Raw genomic sequence first — 14,549 nt, forward strand, 5'->3', positions numbered from 1 at the left:
AGAAAAAAGCCGATGCGAAGGCACCGGCTGAGAAAAAGGTTACTTCATGCTCCTGGCGAGGGTATTCACGTTATGGCGAAACGCCTTAACGTAGGTATCCGCCACGCCGCCTTTGGCCGACAGCGCCTCCGGGTAAAGTTCGCCCCCCGGCTGCGCACCGGTGGCCGTGGCAATTTGTTTAACCAGGCGCGGGTCGAGCTGGTTTTCCATAAACCAGGTTTTCACCCCGTCCGCTTTAATCTGATTGATAATCTCAGCCACCTGCGCTGCGCTGGCTTCGCTCTCTGACGACAAGCCCTGCGGCGCGATAAAGGTTACGCCATAGGCGCGGCTGAAGTAGCCGAAGGCGTCATGGCTGGTGAGGACTTTACGTTTTACCTGCGGGATCTGGCTGAACTGCGTTTTGGCCCAGCTGTCCAGTTGCATAAGCTGCGCGATATAGGGTTGACCGGTGGCCTCCAGCGCCGCCTTATCTTCAGGATCGGCTTTTACCAGACCGGCAAGGATATTTTGCGCATACAGTGCCCCGTTCGCCGCGCTGTTCCAGGCATGCGGATCGGTCACGGTTTTCCCGTCCTCTTCAAGCGTGTGGGTTTTCACCCCGGTCGAAGCCACCACCAGCTGGCCCTTAAATCCGGAGGCCTTCACCAGACGGTCGAGCCAGCCCTCCAGCCCCAGACCGTTCACCACCACTACATCGGCCTTGCTGAGCGCCGCACTGTCTTTCGGCGACGGTTCAAAGGTATGCGGATCGCCGTCCGGCCCCACCAGCGTGGTCACATTGACCCGGTCGCCCCCTACCTCACGCGTAATGTCTCCCAGAATGGAAAAACTGGTGACCACATTGAGCGTTTTCGCCATCACGCCCTGTGACAACATCCCGAGCGCGAGCGCCATTATTAACCCTGTACGTTTCATCATTTCCCCTTGCGTTAAAAAAGCGCACGCAGGCTGCCAGCCAGGTGGCTTCGTGTGCCAAATAAAACAGAAATAAAGAACAGCGCGCTGGCGGTCAGCACGATGGACGGCCCGGCGGGTAAACTCACCGCCCAGGAGAGGCTTAACCCCAGCCATGCGCAAAAAACGCCGCTGATGCCCGCCAGGCAGAGCAACCCTGGCAGGGTGCGCACCCAGCAGCGTGCCGCCACCGCCGGCAACATCATCAGCCCGACGGCCATCAGCGTGCCGAGAACCTGAAATCCGGCCACCAGGTTAAGCACCAGCAGCGCCAGAAACAGCCCGTGCAACAGGCCTGGCAGCCAGCGGGCGTTAACCTGTAGCCAGGCGGTATCGAGCGCCTCGGTCACCAGTCCACGATAGAAAACCGCCAGCGTCACCAGCGTGAAGATGCACACGCCAGCCACAAACAGCGCGGCATCGTTATCCACCGCCAGAATGGAGCCAAACAGCAGGTGCAGCAGATCGACGTTCGAACCACGCAGCGACACCAGCGTCACGCCCAGCGCCAGCGAGCCGAGATAGAACCCGGCAAAACTGGCATCCTCTTTGAGCGGGGTACGTCGACTGACCAGCCCGGCCACCAGCGCCACGGCGATCCCGGCGATAAACCCGCCGATGCTCATCGCCAGCAGTGACATACCGCTCAGCAGATAGCCCACCGCAACGCCGGGTAAAATGGCGTGTGAAAGGGCATCGCCCATCAGGCTCATCCGGCGCAGCTGAAGAAATACGCCCAGTGCCGTGGTGCTGACGGACAGCGCCAGGCACACCACCAGCGCGCGACGCATAAAGCCGTATTCGATAAAAGGCTGAAAGAAGAGATGCCAGATCATGCCACCCTCACCCGCTCGGTTTTCCAGTGCGGAATAGCCGTATCCAGCCGTAGTGTTTGCGGAAAATGACGCGATACGCGCTCGCTGTCATGCAATACCGCAAGCAGGGTCTGGCCCTGCATGTACATCTCAAGCATCAGGTCCATTAGCACGTTACAGGTAGCTTCATCGACGCCGGTAAAAGGTTCATCCAGCATCACCAGCGGCGCCTGTTGCACCAGGATCCGCGCAAACAGCATGCGCTGAAACTGGCCGCCGGAGAGTGCATCGATGGTAGATAACGCCATGGCGTCCAGCCCGACACGCTCCAGCGCGCTGGCAATGCGCGAGCGTGTTTCCCGACGAAAGCCGGAAAAGAGCGACACACGCGGCCAGCAGCCCATACTCACCACATCCTGCACCGTCAGCGGAAACTGCGCCTCCAGCGCGTGACGCTGTGCCAGCCAGCCAATCACCGGGCGTTTCTCCTGCCAGCGAAAACGGCCGCTCACCGGCGGAATAAACCCGGCGAGCGTTTTGAGCAGCGTGGATTTTCCACATCCATTGGCCCCGATAATGGCGGTCATACTTCCGCGTTCAATCACGCCCGACAAGGCACGCGTAACGGGCATGCGGTCGTAACCCGCAACCAGTTCATCCATGACAATCATGGCAATGCCACCGCCCAGCGCACGGCCAGCCCGATAAACACGATAATCACCAGCGCCAGCAGAAACCTAACTGCCGCAGACAAAGAGAAAAGGGACGTTGACATGTTGCCACCACATTAAATGTTATAACGTAACAATAATGAAAGGCGTTTGAGATGTAAATGGCGCGTTTGCAAAGGGAGTGTGGCGAAATGTTTCTGCAAAATTCCCCTCTCCCGTGGGAGAGGGAGGAATAAAGCGACTTACTGACTAAACGGCGATGCCGCAGGGACGCGCGCCTGCGATACCGCCAGGCCCAGCTGCCACACGGCCATCGCATAGTGCGTGCTGTGGTTATAGCGGGTGATGGTGTAGAAGTTTGGCATACCGTACCAGTACTGATACCCGGTTCCTACATCCAGACGCAACAGGCTCACCTGATCGACATTACCCAGCGGCTGCGTTGGCGTTAAACCTGCTGCCGTCAGCTGCGCAACGCTGTATTTGGTTTTGAAGCCGTTTTCCAGACCAAACGCTTCGCCGTTAGCCTGCACGGCAACCTGCCCACCCGGCGTCCAGCCGTGTGCCTTGAAGTAGTTCGCCACGCTGCCGATGGCATCCACCGGATCCCACAGGTTGATGTGACCATCTCCGTTAAAGTCGACGGCATACTGTTTGTAGGAAGAGGGCATAAACTGGCCGTAGCCCATCGCTCCGGCAAACGACCCTTTCAGATCGAGCGGGTCATCCTGTTCGTTACGCGCCATCAGCAGGAAGGTTTCCAGCTCGGAAGAGAAGTACTCGGCACGACGCGGATAGTTAAACGAGAGCGTGGCCAGCGCATCAAGAATGCGCGTTTTACCCATCACGCGGCCCCAGCGCGTTTCCACGCCAATAATGCCGACGATGATTTCAGGCGGCACGCCGTAGACCTGCCACGCGCGATTGAGGGCATCTTCATACTGATTCCAGAACACCACGCCATTTTGCACGTTGTCCGGGGTAATAAACTGTTTGCGATAGCGCAACCACGCACCGTTTGGCCCGGTTGGCACCTGCGCTGACGGTGCCTGCCTGTCCATCAGGCGCAGCACGTAGTCCAGACGTTTCGCCTGCGACAAGATTTCATGCAGTTGCTGTCTGTCAAAGCCGTGTTTGCTCACCATTTTATCGATGAACTGTTCGGCCGCCGGGTTATTCGCGAAGTCGCCCCCCATCTGCATCATATTGTGCTGCGGCTCCAGCAGGAATCCTCCTGAAGGCGCGCCAGCCGTCTGCACAGCGGCTTCAGTCTTGGGTTTACTACTACAGGCGGACAGCAGAATAAGCGCAGGTAACAACGCTGCATAACGACGCTTGAACATGGGACATCCATTTAACGGGTTCGATAAGAACCCAGTATGGTAAAGCATCCGCAACACCTCAAGGAAGCGGTACGCGCCTTACCCACCAAATCTTTACGCTCCTCAACGCAAATCTGCGCTTTTTTCAACCAAAATGCGTCTCCCCCGCCCATTAACTTTCAAAATAATCCATTTTTCTTTCATTGTGAGATCTGATTAACACTTTAAAACCTTTCAAAGTGATTATTATTAGTCCCGGTAATACAAAACAAAAAAAGCCTCACAGGAGAGAAGAATGATAGAAACCATCACCCACGGCGCCGAGTGGTTCATCGGGCTGTTTCAGAAAGGCGGAGAAGTCTTCACCGGCATGGTGACCGGGATCCTGCCCCTGCTGATCAGCCTGCTGGTGATCATGAACGCGCTGATTAATTTTATCGGCCAGCAACGCATTGAACGCTTCGCCCAACGCTGTGCCGGGAACCCGTTATCCCGTTACCTGCTGTTGCCCTGCATTGGAACCTTCGTTTTCTGCAACCCCATGACCTTAAGCCTCGGCCGCTTTATGCCAGAAAAATACAAGCCGAGTTATTACGCCGCCGCCTCATATAGCTGTCACTCCATGAACGGCCTGTTCCCGCATATCAACCCGGGGGAACTGTTTGTTTATCTCGGCATTGCCAGCGGCCTGACCACGCTTGGTCTGCCGCTCGGCCCACTGGCGGTGAGCTATCTGCTGGTCGGCCTGGTCACCAACTTCTTCCGTGGCTGGGTGACCGATCTCACCACCACCATTTTTGAGAAAAAAATGGGCATCCAGCTTGAGCAACGCGTTCATTTGTCAGGAGCCACAGCATGAGCCGGATCCGCATTGAGAAAGGCACGGGTGGCTGGGGCGGCCCGCTGGAGTTCGACGCCACCGAAGGCAAAAAAATCGTCTATATCACCGCAGGCACACGTCCGGCGATTGTCGACAAACTACGCGAGCTGACCGGCTGGGAAGCGGTCGACGGCTTCAAAGAAGGCGAACCGCCGGAGGCGGAAATCGGCGTGGCAGTTATCGACTGCGGTGGCACCCTGCGCTGCGGCCTCTATCCGAAGCGTCGCATTCCGACGGTGAATATTCACTCTACCGGAAAATCAGGCCCGCTGGCGCAGTACATCCTCGAAGACATTTATGTCTCAGGCGTGAAGGAGGACAACATCACGCTGGTGAATGGCACTTCCGCGCCGCAAAAAGCCGCACCGCGTGATTACGACACCAGTAAGAAGATCACCGAGCAGAGCGACGGCCTGCTGGCGAAGGTCGGCATGGGAATGGGATCCGCCGTGGCGGTACTGTTCCAGTCCGGGCGCGACACCATCGACACGGTGCTAAAAACCATTCTGCCGTTTATGGCCTTCGTCTCCGCGTTAATCGGCATCATCATGGCCTCCGGTCTGGGAGACTGGATCGCCCACGGCCTCGCCCCGCTTGCCAGCCACCCGCTCGGTCTGGTGACGCTGGCGCTGATCTGCTCCTTCCCGCTGCTGTCGCCGTTCCTCGGCCCGGGGGCGGTGATTGCTCAGGTCATCGGCGTCCTGATTGGCGTGCAGATTGGTCTGGGCAACATTCCTCCGCACCTGGCTCTGCCTGCGCTGTTTGCCATTAACGCTCAGGCAGCCTGCGACTTCATTCCCGTTGGCCTGTCGCTGGCCGAAGCGCGCCAGGACACCGTACGCGTGGGTGTGCCGTCTGTGCTGGTCAGCCGTTTCCTGACGGGCGCACCGACGGTGCTGATTGCCTGGTTCGTTTCCGGCTTTATTTATCAATAAGAGGTTCCTGCGATGACCGTGATTTATCAGACCACCATCACCCGCATCGGCCAGAGCGCGGCCGATGCGCTCAGCGACCAGATGCTGATCACTTTCCGTGAAGGTGCACCGGCAGATATCGAAGAGTTTTGTTTTATCCACTGCCACGGCGAGCTGCACGGAGCGTTAAAGGCAGGAAGCCAGCTGGAGCTGGGTGACACCCGCTATGCCGTCACTGCCGTGGGCGACGTGGCCGAGCAAAACCTGCGCGAACTGGGCCACATCACCCTGCGGTTCGATGGCCAGCCGCAGGCAGAGTATCCCGGCACGGTTCACGTGGAGGGGCCGGTTCCGCAGGCTGTTACCCCAGGCTGCACATTAAAATTTGTTGCGTAATTAAGGAGAGCGTTATGAGTCAGGTTGCCGTTGTCATTGGTGGAGGACAAACCTTAGGAGAGTTTCTCTGCCGTGGGCTTGCCGCAGAAGGTTACCGCGTGGCGGTAGTGGATATTCAGAGTGAGAAAGCCGCCCGCGTGGCGGATACCATCAATACCGAGTTTGGTGAGGGGATGGCGTACGGGTTTGGTGCCGATGCCACCAGCGAGCAGAGCGTCATGGCGCTGGCTCGCGGGGTAGACGAGATTTTTGGCCGTACCGACCTGCTGGTCTACAGCGCAGGGATCGCGAAAGCGGCGTTTATCAGCGATTTCGAACTGGGGGACTTTGACCGCTCGCTGCAGGTGAATCTGGTGGGTTACTTCCTCTGCGCCCGCGAATTTTCCCGTCTGATGATCCGCGACGGTATTCAGGGGCGCATCATTCAGATCAACTCCAAATCGGGCAAAGTGGGCAGCAAGCATAACTCCGGCTACAGCGCGGCGAAATTTGGCGGCGTAGGGCTGACCCAGTCTCTGGCGCTGGATCTGGCCGAATACGGGATTACCGTTCACTCGCTGATGCTGGGCAACCTGCTGAAGTCGCCAATGTTCCAGTCGCTGCTACCTCAATACGCCACCAAGCTTGGCATCAAAGAAGACGAAGTGGAGCAGTATTACATCGACAAAGTGCCGCTGAAGCGCGGGTGCGACTATCAGGACGTGCTGAACATGCTGCTGTTTTACGCCAGCCCAAAAGCCTCGTACTGCACCGGCCAGTCGATTAACGTCACCGGTGGGCAGGTGATGTTCTGATCGAACAGTCTGATGCCCTCACCCTCACCCTCTCCCACCGGGAGAGGGAATATAACAAGGAGCCGATATGGTAACCGCACTCATCACCGTCGCCGCCCTCGCCTGGATCTGCCAGATGGCATTCGGCGGCTGGCAGATCCATCAGTTTAACCGCGCGTTTGACGCCCTGTGCCAGAAGGGCCGCGTGGGCGTCGGGCGCTCCGGGGGGCGCTTTAAACCGCGCGTTGTGGTTGCAATTGCGCTGGATGAACAGAATCGGGTATGCGACTCCCTCATCATGCGCGGGATGACGGTGTTTGCCCGCCCGGTGAAAATTCAGGCAATTAACGGCATATCGTTGCAGGAATTACAGCCTGATGTGATCTTCCCCCACGATCCACTCTGTCAGAATGCACTATCATTAGCGCTTAAATTGAAACATGGATAATTTCGTTGTGAACGCGATAAGCTTGCGAAATTATCATTTCGCAACGTAAGGAACGAAGCGCCTATGAAACCTCGTCAGCGGCAGGCGGCCATTCTTGAGCATCTGCAAAAGCAGGGAAAATGCTCAGTAGAAGAGCTGGCCCACTACTTTGACACCACCGGCACAACGATACGCAAGGACCTGGTATTGCTCGAAAACGCAGGCGCGGTCATTCGAACCTACGGTGGGGTGATGCTCAACAAAGATGAAGCCGACCCGCCTATCGATCACAAAACGCTGATCAACACCCACCAGAAAGCGCTGATTGCCGAAGCCGCCGTGAAATTTATCCATGACGGTGACTCCATTATTCTTGATGCGGGCAGTACCGTCCTGCAGATGATCCCGCTGCTCAACCGCTTTAACAACATCACGGTGATGACCAACAGTCTGCACATCGTCAACGCCCTGGCAGAGTTCGACAGCGAACAAACCATTCTGATGCCCGGCGGTACCTTCCGTAAAAAATCGGCGTCCTTTCACGGCCAGCTGGCGGAAAATGCCTTCGAACACTTCAGCTTTGACAAACTGTTTATGGGCACCGACGGCATCGACCTGAACGCCGGTGTCACCACGTTCAACGAGGTGTTCAGCGTCAGTAAAGCCATGTGCAACGCCGCCCGGGAGGTGATTTTGATGGCGGATTCCTCGAAGTTTGGCCGTAAAAGCCCCAACATTGTCTGCAGCCTTGAAAGCGTCGATACACTGATTACCGACGCAGGGATCGATCCGGCGTTCAAAAAAGCGCTGGAAGAGAAAGGCATCGATGTGATCGTAACGGGAGAAAAAGATGAGTGATTTTCTGTTAAACGCAGGCCGTCAGACCCTGATGCTGGAGCTACAGGAGGCCAGCCGCCTGCCGGAACGGCTGGGCGACGATTTTGTCCGCGCCGCCAACACTATCATCCAGTGTGAAGGCAAAGTGATTGTCTCCGGGATCGGCAAGTCCGGCCACATCGGCAAAAAAATTGCCGCAACGCTGGCGAGCACCGGGACACCGGCGTTCTTCGTGCACCCGGCTGAAGCCCTGCACGGCGATCTGGGGATGATTGAAAGCCGCGACGTGATGCTGTTTATCTCCTACTCCGGCTCGGCCAAAGAGCTGGACCTCATCATCCCGCGCCTGCAGGAAAAATCGATCGCCCTGCTGGCCATGACCGGTAAATCCCGCTCGCCGCTGGCGCTGGCGGCCAAAGCGGTGCTGGATATTGCCGTGGAGCGCGAAGCCTGCCCGATGCACCTCGCCCCCACCTCCAGCACCGTCAACACCCTGATGATGGGCGACGCGCTGGCAATGGCGGTGATGCAGGCGCGCGGTTTCAATGAAGAAGATTTCGCCCGTTCACACCCTGCCGGGGCGCTCGGCGCACGGCTGCTGAATAATGTTCATCACCTGATGCGCTCTGGCGATGCCATCCCGCAGGTCAAACTCGATACCAGCGTGATGGACGCGATGCTGGAGCTGAGCCGCACCGGGCTGGGGCTGGTCGCCGTCTGCGACGATACGCGCCAGGTTAAAGGCGTCTTTACCGACGGCGACCTGCGCCGCTGGCTGGTGGGCGGCGGCAAGCTGGAGGCACGCGTTTCAGAAGCGATGACCTCTGGCGGGTTAACGCTGAATGCCAACAGCCGCGCCATTGAAGCCAAAGAGGTGCTGATGAAACGTAAAATCACCGCCGCGCCGGTGGTGGATGACGCTGGCCGCCTGTGCGGCGCCATCAACCTGCAGGATTTCTACCAGGCAGGCATTATTTAACCCTTCAGTCCCAGACGCTTCGCCAGCCGGTGCAGGTTGGCGACGTCCATTTCCAGCGCCCGCGCGCACGCCGCCCAGCTGCGGTTGTTCTGTTCCAGCGCGCGGGTAATCATCTGACGCTGAAATTCTTCCGTCGCTTCACGCAGGTTCTCGTTCACGCTTTCAGGCGCAGCGGGCTTCACGGACGGTATATTTTCATCATGCAGGGCAAAATGGCGCGCATGAATCACGATGTCATCCCCCGAGCGCGTCGCCCGCGCCAGCACCACCGCGCGATGGATGGCGTGCTCCAGCTCGCGTACGTTACCCGGCCAGCCGTAGGTCAGCAGATGGCCTCGCGCCCCCGGGCTTAATACCACGCGCGACAAGCCCATTTTGAGCCGACACTGTTCGCAGAAAAAACCCGCCAGCAGCACCACATCGTCCCCACGCTCGCGCAGCGGCGGCACGGTAAGCGGAAAAACACTCAGACGATGGAACAGATCGGCGCGGAAATTGCCGTTCAGCACCGCTTCGCGCAGGTCGCGGTTGGTTGCCGCCAGCACACGCACGTTGACCCGTAAGCTGCGGTCGTCTCCCACGCGCTGAATATCACCGTACTGTAATACGCGCAGCAGCTTGGCCTGCAGCGACAGCGAAAGCTCGCCTATTTCATCGAGGAACAGCGTGCCGTTATCGGCCATTTCAAACTTGCCGCTGCGGTTGCTGATGGCCCCGGTAAATGCCCCTTTGACGTGACCAAACAGCTCGCTTTCCGCCACGCTTTCCGGCAGTGCGGCGCAGTTAAGGTAGACCAGCGGGTTGGCCGCACGCGGTGAAGCTTCGTGAATGGATTTCGCCACCAGCTCTTTACCGGTGCCGGTCTCACCGAAGATCAGCACGTTCAAATCGGATGCCGCGACGATCTCAATCTCTTTTTTGAGCTGCACCATGCCTGGCGAGAGGCCAATCATCTCCGTATGCGCGACCTGTTCAAACGCCGCCGGGCTGCCGGGAAGAATATTCTGGCTCTCCAGTTGTTCAATCAGCAGAGCATTGTTCAGCGCCCCGGCCGCCAGGGCCGCAATCAGGCGCAGTTCTTCGTCGCTGAAGGTATCGAACTGGTCCGGCGACATGCCGTCGAGGGTCAGCGCCCCAATCAGGTTTTGTCCGGCAAACAGCGGCAGGCCGATACAGGCGTGCACCTTCAGGCTCTCCTGTCCGGGTATAAGGCCATCGTACGGGTCGGGCAGATCGCTGTCTGCCGGAAAACGCACTACGTCACCCGCCCGGGCGATAGTTTCCAGCCGCGGGTGACCTTCCAGCGTAAAGCGTCGCCCGAGCACGTCCTGCGCCAGCCCGTCGATGGCCAGCGGAATAAACTGCCGTCCCTCGTAGCGCAGCAGCGCCGAAGCATCGCAGTCCAGCACGTGGCGCAGCGTGGAGATCAGCCGCTGAAAACGATCCTGATGCCCGATGCCGGTTTGCAGTTCAATGGCGATTTTCGCCAGCACGTCTACGGAAAAGCTCATGTCTGCCTCGCTGTCATTTTGACAATACATAGTGTCATATTGACATCTTTAACGATAGTCATAATGACTACCCATTCGGGGGCATAAAAAATTTAATCCATAAAAATCAACAAAATAAAAGTTGGCACGTAAGTTGATATAGACAAAACATCTTTTTCAACACGCCGTATTATTTGAGGTTGCTATGTCTATTCTGGTTAAAAATAACATTCATTGGGTTGGTCAACGTGACTGGGAAGTGCGTGATTTTCACGGAACGGAATATAAAACGCTGCGCGGCAGCAGCTATAACAGCTATCTCATTCGTGAAGGTAAAAACGTGCTGATCGATACCGTCGATCATAAATTCAGCCGCGAGTTCGTGCAGAACCTGCGCAGTGAAATCGATCTGAACGACATCGACTACATCATCATCAACCACGCGGAAGAGGATCACGCCGGGGCGCTGACCGAGTTGATGTCCCACATTCCGGATACCCCGATCTACTGCACCACCAACGCCATCGACTCCATCAACGGTCACCATCACCATCCGGAGTGGAACTTCCACACCGTGAAAACCGGCGACACGCTGGATATCGGTAACGGTAAACAGCTGATCTTCGTAGAAACCCCGATGCTGCACTGGCCGGACAGCATGATGACCTACCTGACCGGCGACGCGGTGCTGTTCAGCAACGACGCCTTTGGTCAGCACTACTGCGACGAGCGCCTGTTTAACGATGAAGTGGATCAGACCGAGCTGTTTGAACAGTGCCAGCGCTACTACGCCAACATCCTGACTCCGTTCAGCCGTCTGGTGACGCCCAAAATCACCGAGATCCTCGGCTTCAACCTGCCGGTGGATATGATTGCCACCTCCCACGGCGTGGTGTGGCGTGAAAACCCCACCCAGATCGTTGAGCTGTACCTGAAATGGGCGGCGGATTATCAGGAAGACCGCATCACGATTTTCTACGACACCATGTCCAACAACACCCGCATGATGGCAGACGCCATCGCCCAGGGCATCAACGAGGTGGACCCAAACGTGGCGGTGAAAATCTTCAACGTGGCGCGCAGCGATAAAAACGAGATCCTCACCAACGTCTTCCGCTCTAAGGGCGTGCTGGTGGGCACCTCCACCATGAACAACGTGATGATGCCGAAAATTGCTGGCCTGGTGGAAGAGATGACCGGCCTGCGCTTCCGTAACAAACGTGCCAGCGCCTTTGGCTCCCACGGCTGGAGCGGCGGCGCGGTAGATCGTCTCTCCACCCGCCTGCAGGATGCCGGTTTTGAGATGTCCATGAGCCTGAAGGCCAAATGGCGTCCGGATCTTGACGCGCTGGAAGTCTGTCGTCAGCACGGCCGCGATATTGCTCGTCAGTGGGCGCTTGCACCGCTTCCTGAGGCCGCAGCACTCCCCGCCGAACAGCCGCAAACCTGTGCCGGGGCAGCCAGCGCCGATCTCGGTCCACGCATGCAGTGCAGCGTCTGCCAGTGGATCTACGACCCGGAACTGGGCGAGCCGTTGCAGGACGTGGCTCCAGGTACGCCGTGGAGTGAGGTGCCGGACAACTTCCTCTGCCCGGAATGTTCCCTCGGAAAAGACGTCTTTGACGAACTGGCAATGGAGGCAAAATGAGCAACGGTATCGTCATCATCGGCTCGGGCTTTGCCGCCCGCCAGCTGGTGAAAAATATCCGCAAACAGGACGCTAACGTGCCGCTGACGATGATCGCGGCCGACAGCATGGACGAGTACAACAAGCCCGATTTAAGCCATGTGATTAGCCTGAACCAGCGCGCCGACGACCTCACTCGCCAGACGGCGGGGGAGTTCGCGGAGCAGTTCAACCTGCGTCTGTTTCCGTACACCTGGGTCACCGATATTGACGCCGATGCCCACGTGGTAAAAGCGAAAGATAAAACCTGGCAGTACGACAAGCTGGTGCTGGCGACGGGGGCCTCTGCGTTCGTGCCGCCGGTTACCGGCCGCGAGCTGATGATGACGCTTAACAGCCAGCAGGAGTATCGGGCCAGCGAAACGCAGCTTCGTGATGCAAAACGGGTAATGATTGTTGGCGGCGGTTTGATTGGCACCGAGCTGGCGATGGATTTTTGTCGGGCGGGTAAAGCCGTCACCCTGGTCGACCACGCGGCAAGCATTCTGTCGGCCTTGATGCCTGCAGAAGTAAGCAGTCGCTTACAGCACCGTCTGACCGACATGGGCGTGCATCTGCTGTTGAAATCGCAACTGCAACATCTGACCGAAACCGAAGGCGGCATTCGCGCGACGCTTGACCGCCATCGCAGCCTGGAAGTCGATGTGGTGGTTGCCGCGACGGGGTTGCGCCCGGAAACGGCGCTGGCGCACCGCGCAGGCGCTGAAACAGGCCGTGGCGTGAAGGTGAATAGCTACCTGCAAACCACGCAGCCCGACATTTACGCCCTGGGGGACTGCGCGGAAATCAACGGCCAGGTACTGCCTTTCCTGCAGCCGATCCAGCTTAGCGCCATGTATCTGGCAAAAAACCTGCTCGGCAACAGCGCGCCACTGAAATTACCGGCCATGCTGGTGAAGGTGAAAACGCCAGCGTTGCCGCTGCATCTGGCAGGTGAAACCCAGCGCCAGGATCTGAACTGGCAGATCGCTGTGGAAGCTCAGGGAATGGTCGCGCGCGGCTCTGACGCCGATGGCCAGCTCCGCGCCTTCGTGGTTAGCGAAGATCGGATGAAGGAGGCTTTCGCGCTACTGAAATCACTGCCCGCTTAACCCTTAACCTTTTACCACGCTTACTTAACCTTGGGATTTTATTATCCGCAGCCCCGATGTCCCGGGGCTTTTTTTTACGTAATTTATTAGCAAGATAAATACAAAAGAGGTAAATCATCGCCATCTGTCCTTAACTTATCATTTGACTGAATATAAAAGTGTAAAAACCTTCATAAACAGCAAGATATTCATTCCATTTTTCCAGCAAAACGGCACCCTGCTTCGCTTTACCGGAACGACATCATGGCGATTTTACCCCTCAAACACAATGGTTTTAGCGCAGCGCTCAGGAATGTATGACCAGCGCGTCGTAGCCTCGCCAGCGGTAGTTGATCATGGAGATCAGCCAGCAGGCGACAAACAGCCCGACCACCACAAAACCGGCGTTGCCGAGGTTATCGTTGACGGCACCAATGCGATCCCAGATTCCGCCGCTGAGGGCAAATTTATCCATCAGCAGCCCCAGCGCTTCCAGCCCGCCGATAAACACCGCCACCACCACAGAGGTACCGGTAATGGTCATGTTGTAGTAGAGCTTGCGCTGCGGCTTGTTAAATGCCCAACCGTAAGCCCCCACCATCAGCAGGTTGTCGAGGGTATCCACCAGCGCCATGCCGCTGGCGAAAAGCGCCGGGAAGATCATGATTGACCACACCGACATACCGTTTGAGGCGCTGGCGGCAGAGATCCCGAGCACGCCGATTTCAGTGGCGGTATCAAAACCAAGCCCGAACAGAAAACCGACCAGATACATCTGCCAGCTTTTGTTGACCAGGCGGAAAGTCGCGCCAAACAGCCAGTTCATTATTCCGCCCTGCGCCGGGAGGGAGATGTCACCCTGAACCGCCTGCCCGTTTTTCAGCGCCTGAAAATTGCGCCAGACGCCGCGCAAAATCACCATATTGACTAACGCCATCGCCAGCAGGAACGTCGCGGAGACGGCCGTGCCAATCAGGCTGCCGGTTTCATGAAACCAGGCCATATTTTTCTGAAACGCGGTCGCCGTCGCGGCTATGGCGATGGAAGCCAGCACCACAATGGTGGAGTGCCCCAGTGAGAACCACGCCCCGACGCCTGAGGGGCGCTTGCCCTGCTGCATCATCTTGCGTGTCACGGTATCAATGGCCGCGATGTGGTCAGCATCCACCGCGTGACGCAACCCATAGCACCAGGCAAGCAGGCTTGCGGCCATTAACGCAGAACTGCTGCTAAAGGCGTTCCACGCCCAGCCCCACGCCAGAAGATTAGCCATTACCAGCGCCAGCAGCAGGAGCGCGGCGCGAGGTTCATTGCGTAAGCGTCGTAACATT

The 14,549-nt window shown here is 57.6% G+C and carries 15 protein-coding genes; 9 read left to right on the forward strand and 6 right to left on the reverse strand.

Features of this window, described 5'->3' with window-relative positions:
- Positions 1 to 39: 39 nt before the first annotated feature.
- The 4 genes from ACMWKA_RS07370 to mltB form a co-directional block, all read right to left on the reverse strand.
- On the reverse strand, positions 40 to 918 hold the full coding sequence (locus ACMWKA_RS07370) for a metal ABC transporter substrate-binding protein (RefSeq protein ID WP_029883886.1): 879 nt from the start codon (positions 916 to 918) through the stop codon (positions 40 to 42).
- A gap of 14 nt (positions 919 to 932) precedes the next feature.
- Complete coding sequence (locus ACMWKA_RS07375) at positions 933 to 1,793, reverse strand: metal ABC transporter permease (RefSeq protein ID WP_414760100.1); 861 nt, start codon at positions 1,791 to 1,793, stop codon at positions 933 to 935.
- Positions 1,790 to 2,443 carry a metal ABC transporter ATP-binding protein gene (locus tag ACMWKA_RS07380; RefSeq protein ID WP_013098442.1) on the reverse strand — a complete coding sequence of 218 codons (654 nt, stop codon included), beginning with the start codon at positions 2,441 to 2,443 and terminating at the stop codon, positions 1,790 to 1,792. The genes ACMWKA_RS07375 and ACMWKA_RS07380 overlap by 4 nt, the downstream gene beginning before the upstream one ends.
- A gap of 242 nt (positions 2,444 to 2,685) precedes the next feature.
- A complete protein-coding gene (gene mltB, locus ACMWKA_RS07385; RefSeq protein WP_023620633.1) occupies positions 2,686 to 3,786 on the reverse strand; it encodes a lytic murein transglycosylase B in 1,101 nt (366 codons plus the stop codon).
- Between the two features lie 274 nt (positions 3,787 to 4,060).
- Here mltB and srlA point away from each other — a divergent pair, with 274 nt between their 5' ends.
- The 7 genes from srlA (at position 4,061) to gutQ (ending at position 8,971) form a co-directional block, all read left to right on the forward strand.
- Entirely contained in the window at positions 4,061 to 4,624 is a 564-nt protein-coding gene (gene srlA, locus ACMWKA_RS07390) for a PTS glucitol/sorbitol transporter subunit IIC (protein ID WP_013098444.1), read from the forward strand.
- The gene (locus ACMWKA_RS07395; RefSeq protein WP_020689263.1) at positions 4,621 to 5,580 is read left to right on the forward strand and encodes a PTS glucitol/sorbitol transporter subunit IIB; all 960 of its coding nucleotides are present in this window, start codon (positions 4,621 to 4,623) and stop codon (positions 5,578 to 5,580) included. The genes srlA and ACMWKA_RS07395 overlap by 4 nt, the downstream gene beginning before the upstream one ends.
- Positions 5,581 to 5,592: 12 nt before the next feature.
- Entirely contained in the window at positions 5,593 to 5,955 is a 363-nt protein-coding gene (gene srlB / locus ACMWKA_RS07400; RefSeq protein ID WP_013098446.1) for a PTS glucitol/sorbitol transporter subunit IIA, read from the forward strand.
- A gap of 14 nt (positions 5,956 to 5,969) precedes the next feature.
- Complete coding sequence (gene srlD / locus ACMWKA_RS07405; RefSeq protein ID WP_013098447.1) at positions 5,970 to 6,749, forward strand: sorbitol-6-phosphate dehydrogenase; 780 nt, start codon at positions 5,970 to 5,972, stop codon at positions 6,747 to 6,749.
- Between the two features lie 67 nt (positions 6,750 to 6,816).
- Positions 6,817 to 7,176, forward strand: coding sequence for a transcriptional regulator GutM (gene gutM, locus ACMWKA_RS07410; RefSeq protein WP_013098448.1), 360 nt, complete (start codon positions 6,817 to 6,819; stop codon positions 7,174 to 7,176).
- 63 nt (positions 7,177 to 7,239) lie between these two features.
- Positions 7,240 to 8,013: a glucitol operon DNA-binding transcriptional repressor SrlR gene (gene srlR / locus ACMWKA_RS07415; RefSeq protein WP_013098449.1), complete on the forward strand. Its 774-nt coding sequence runs from the start codon at positions 7,240 to 7,242 to the stop codon at positions 8,011 to 8,013.
- Complete coding sequence (gene gutQ, locus ACMWKA_RS07420) at positions 8,006 to 8,971, forward strand: arabinose-5-phosphate isomerase GutQ (RefSeq protein ID WP_013098450.1); 966 nt, start codon at positions 8,006 to 8,008, stop codon at positions 8,969 to 8,971. The genes srlR and gutQ overlap by 8 nt, the downstream gene beginning before the upstream one ends.
- Here the strand turns inward: gutQ and norR are convergent.
- Complete coding sequence (gene norR / locus ACMWKA_RS07425) at positions 8,968 to 10,482, reverse strand: nitric oxide reductase transcriptional regulator NorR (RefSeq protein WP_150058256.1); 1,515 nt, start codon at positions 10,480 to 10,482, stop codon at positions 8,968 to 8,970. The genes gutQ and norR overlap by 4 nt on opposite strands.
- A gap of 184 nt (positions 10,483 to 10,666) precedes the next feature.
- Between norR and norV the strand changes: the two genes are divergently transcribed.
- Together norV and norW are read left to right on the forward strand one after the other, a co-directional pair.
- Positions 10,667 to 12,109: an anaerobic nitric oxide reductase flavorubredoxin gene (gene norV / locus ACMWKA_RS07430; RefSeq protein WP_139936989.1), complete on the forward strand. Its 1,443-nt coding sequence runs from the start codon at positions 10,667 to 10,669 to the stop codon at positions 12,107 to 12,109.
- Entirely contained in the window at positions 12,106 to 13,239 is a 1,134-nt protein-coding gene (gene norW / locus ACMWKA_RS07435) for an NADH:flavorubredoxin reductase NorW (RefSeq protein WP_139936988.1), read from the forward strand. The genes norV and norW overlap by 4 nt, the downstream gene beginning before the upstream one ends.
- Positions 13,240 to 13,525: 286 nt before the next feature.
- Here norW and ACMWKA_RS07440 read toward each other — a convergent pair whose 3' ends face one another.
- The gene (locus tag ACMWKA_RS07440) at positions 13,526 to 14,548 is read right to left on the reverse strand and encodes a HoxN/HupN/NixA family nickel/cobalt transporter (RefSeq protein ID WP_029883946.1); all 1,023 of its coding nucleotides are present in this window, start codon (positions 14,546 to 14,548) and stop codon (positions 13,526 to 13,528) included.
- Position 14,549 lies beyond the last annotated feature (1 nt).

It is taken from the genome of Enterobacter sp. 03-F-07-AD-ECC (assembly GCF_047530935.1).
In the GTDB taxonomy this organism is placed as follows: domain Bacteria; phylum Pseudomonadota; class Gammaproteobacteria; order Enterobacterales; family Enterobacteriaceae; genus Enterobacter; species Enterobacter cloacae.

Excerpts from the sequence above, each read along its gene's own strand:
- ACMWKA_RS07395 (WP_020689263.1), top strand. The coding sequence starts at position 4,621 with ATGAGCCGGATCCGCATTGAGAAAGGCACGGGTGGCTGGGGCGGCCCG.
- srlB (WP_013098446.1), top strand. The coding sequence starts at position 5,593 with ATGACCGTGATTTATCAGACCACCATCACCCGCATCGGCCAGAGCGCG.
- srlR (WP_013098449.1), top strand. The coding sequence starts at position 7,240 with ATGAAACCTCGTCAGCGGCAGGCGGCCATTCTTGAGCATCTGCAAAAG.
- norW (WP_139936988.1), top strand. The coding sequence starts at position 12,106 with ATGAGCAACGGTATCGTCATCATCGGCTCGGGCTTTGCCGCCCGCCAG.
- norR (WP_150058256.1), bottom strand. The coding sequence starts at position 10,482 with ATGAGCTTTTCCGTAGACGTGCTGGCGAAAATCGCCATTGAACTGCAA.
- srlD (WP_013098447.1), top strand. The coding sequence starts at position 5,970 with ATGAGTCAGGTTGCCGTTGTCATTGGTGGAGGACAAACCTTAGGAGAG.
- ACMWKA_RS07370 (WP_029883886.1), bottom strand. The coding sequence starts at position 918 with ATGAAACGTACAGGGTTAATAATGGCGCTCGCGCTCGGGATGTTGTCA.
- ACMWKA_RS07375 (WP_414760100.1), bottom strand. The coding sequence starts at position 1,793 with ATGATCTGGCATCTCTTCTTTCAGCCTTTTATCGAATACGGCTTTATG.
- gutM (WP_013098448.1), top strand. The coding sequence starts at position 6,817 with ATGGTAACCGCACTCATCACCGTCGCCGCCCTCGCCTGGATCTGCCAG.
- norV (WP_139936989.1), top strand. The coding sequence starts at position 10,667 with ATGTCTATTCTGGTTAAAAATAACATTCATTGGGTTGGTCAACGTGAC.
- mltB (WP_023620633.1), bottom strand. The coding sequence starts at position 3,786 with ATGTTCAAGCGTCGTTATGCAGCGTTGTTACCTGCGCTTATTCTGCTG.
- ACMWKA_RS07440 (WP_029883946.1), bottom strand. The coding sequence starts at position 14,548 with ATGTTACGACGCTTACGCAATGAACCTCGCGCCGCGCTCCTGCTGCTG.
- gutQ (WP_013098450.1), top strand. The coding sequence starts at position 8,006 with ATGAGTGATTTTCTGTTAAACGCAGGCCGTCAGACCCTGATGCTGGAG.
- srlA (WP_013098444.1), top strand. The coding sequence starts at position 4,061 with ATGATAGAAACCATCACCCACGGCGCCGAGTGGTTCATCGGGCTGTTT.
- ACMWKA_RS07380 (WP_013098442.1), bottom strand. The coding sequence starts at position 2,443 with ATGATTGTCATGGATGAACTGGTTGCGGGTTACGACCGCATGCCCGTT.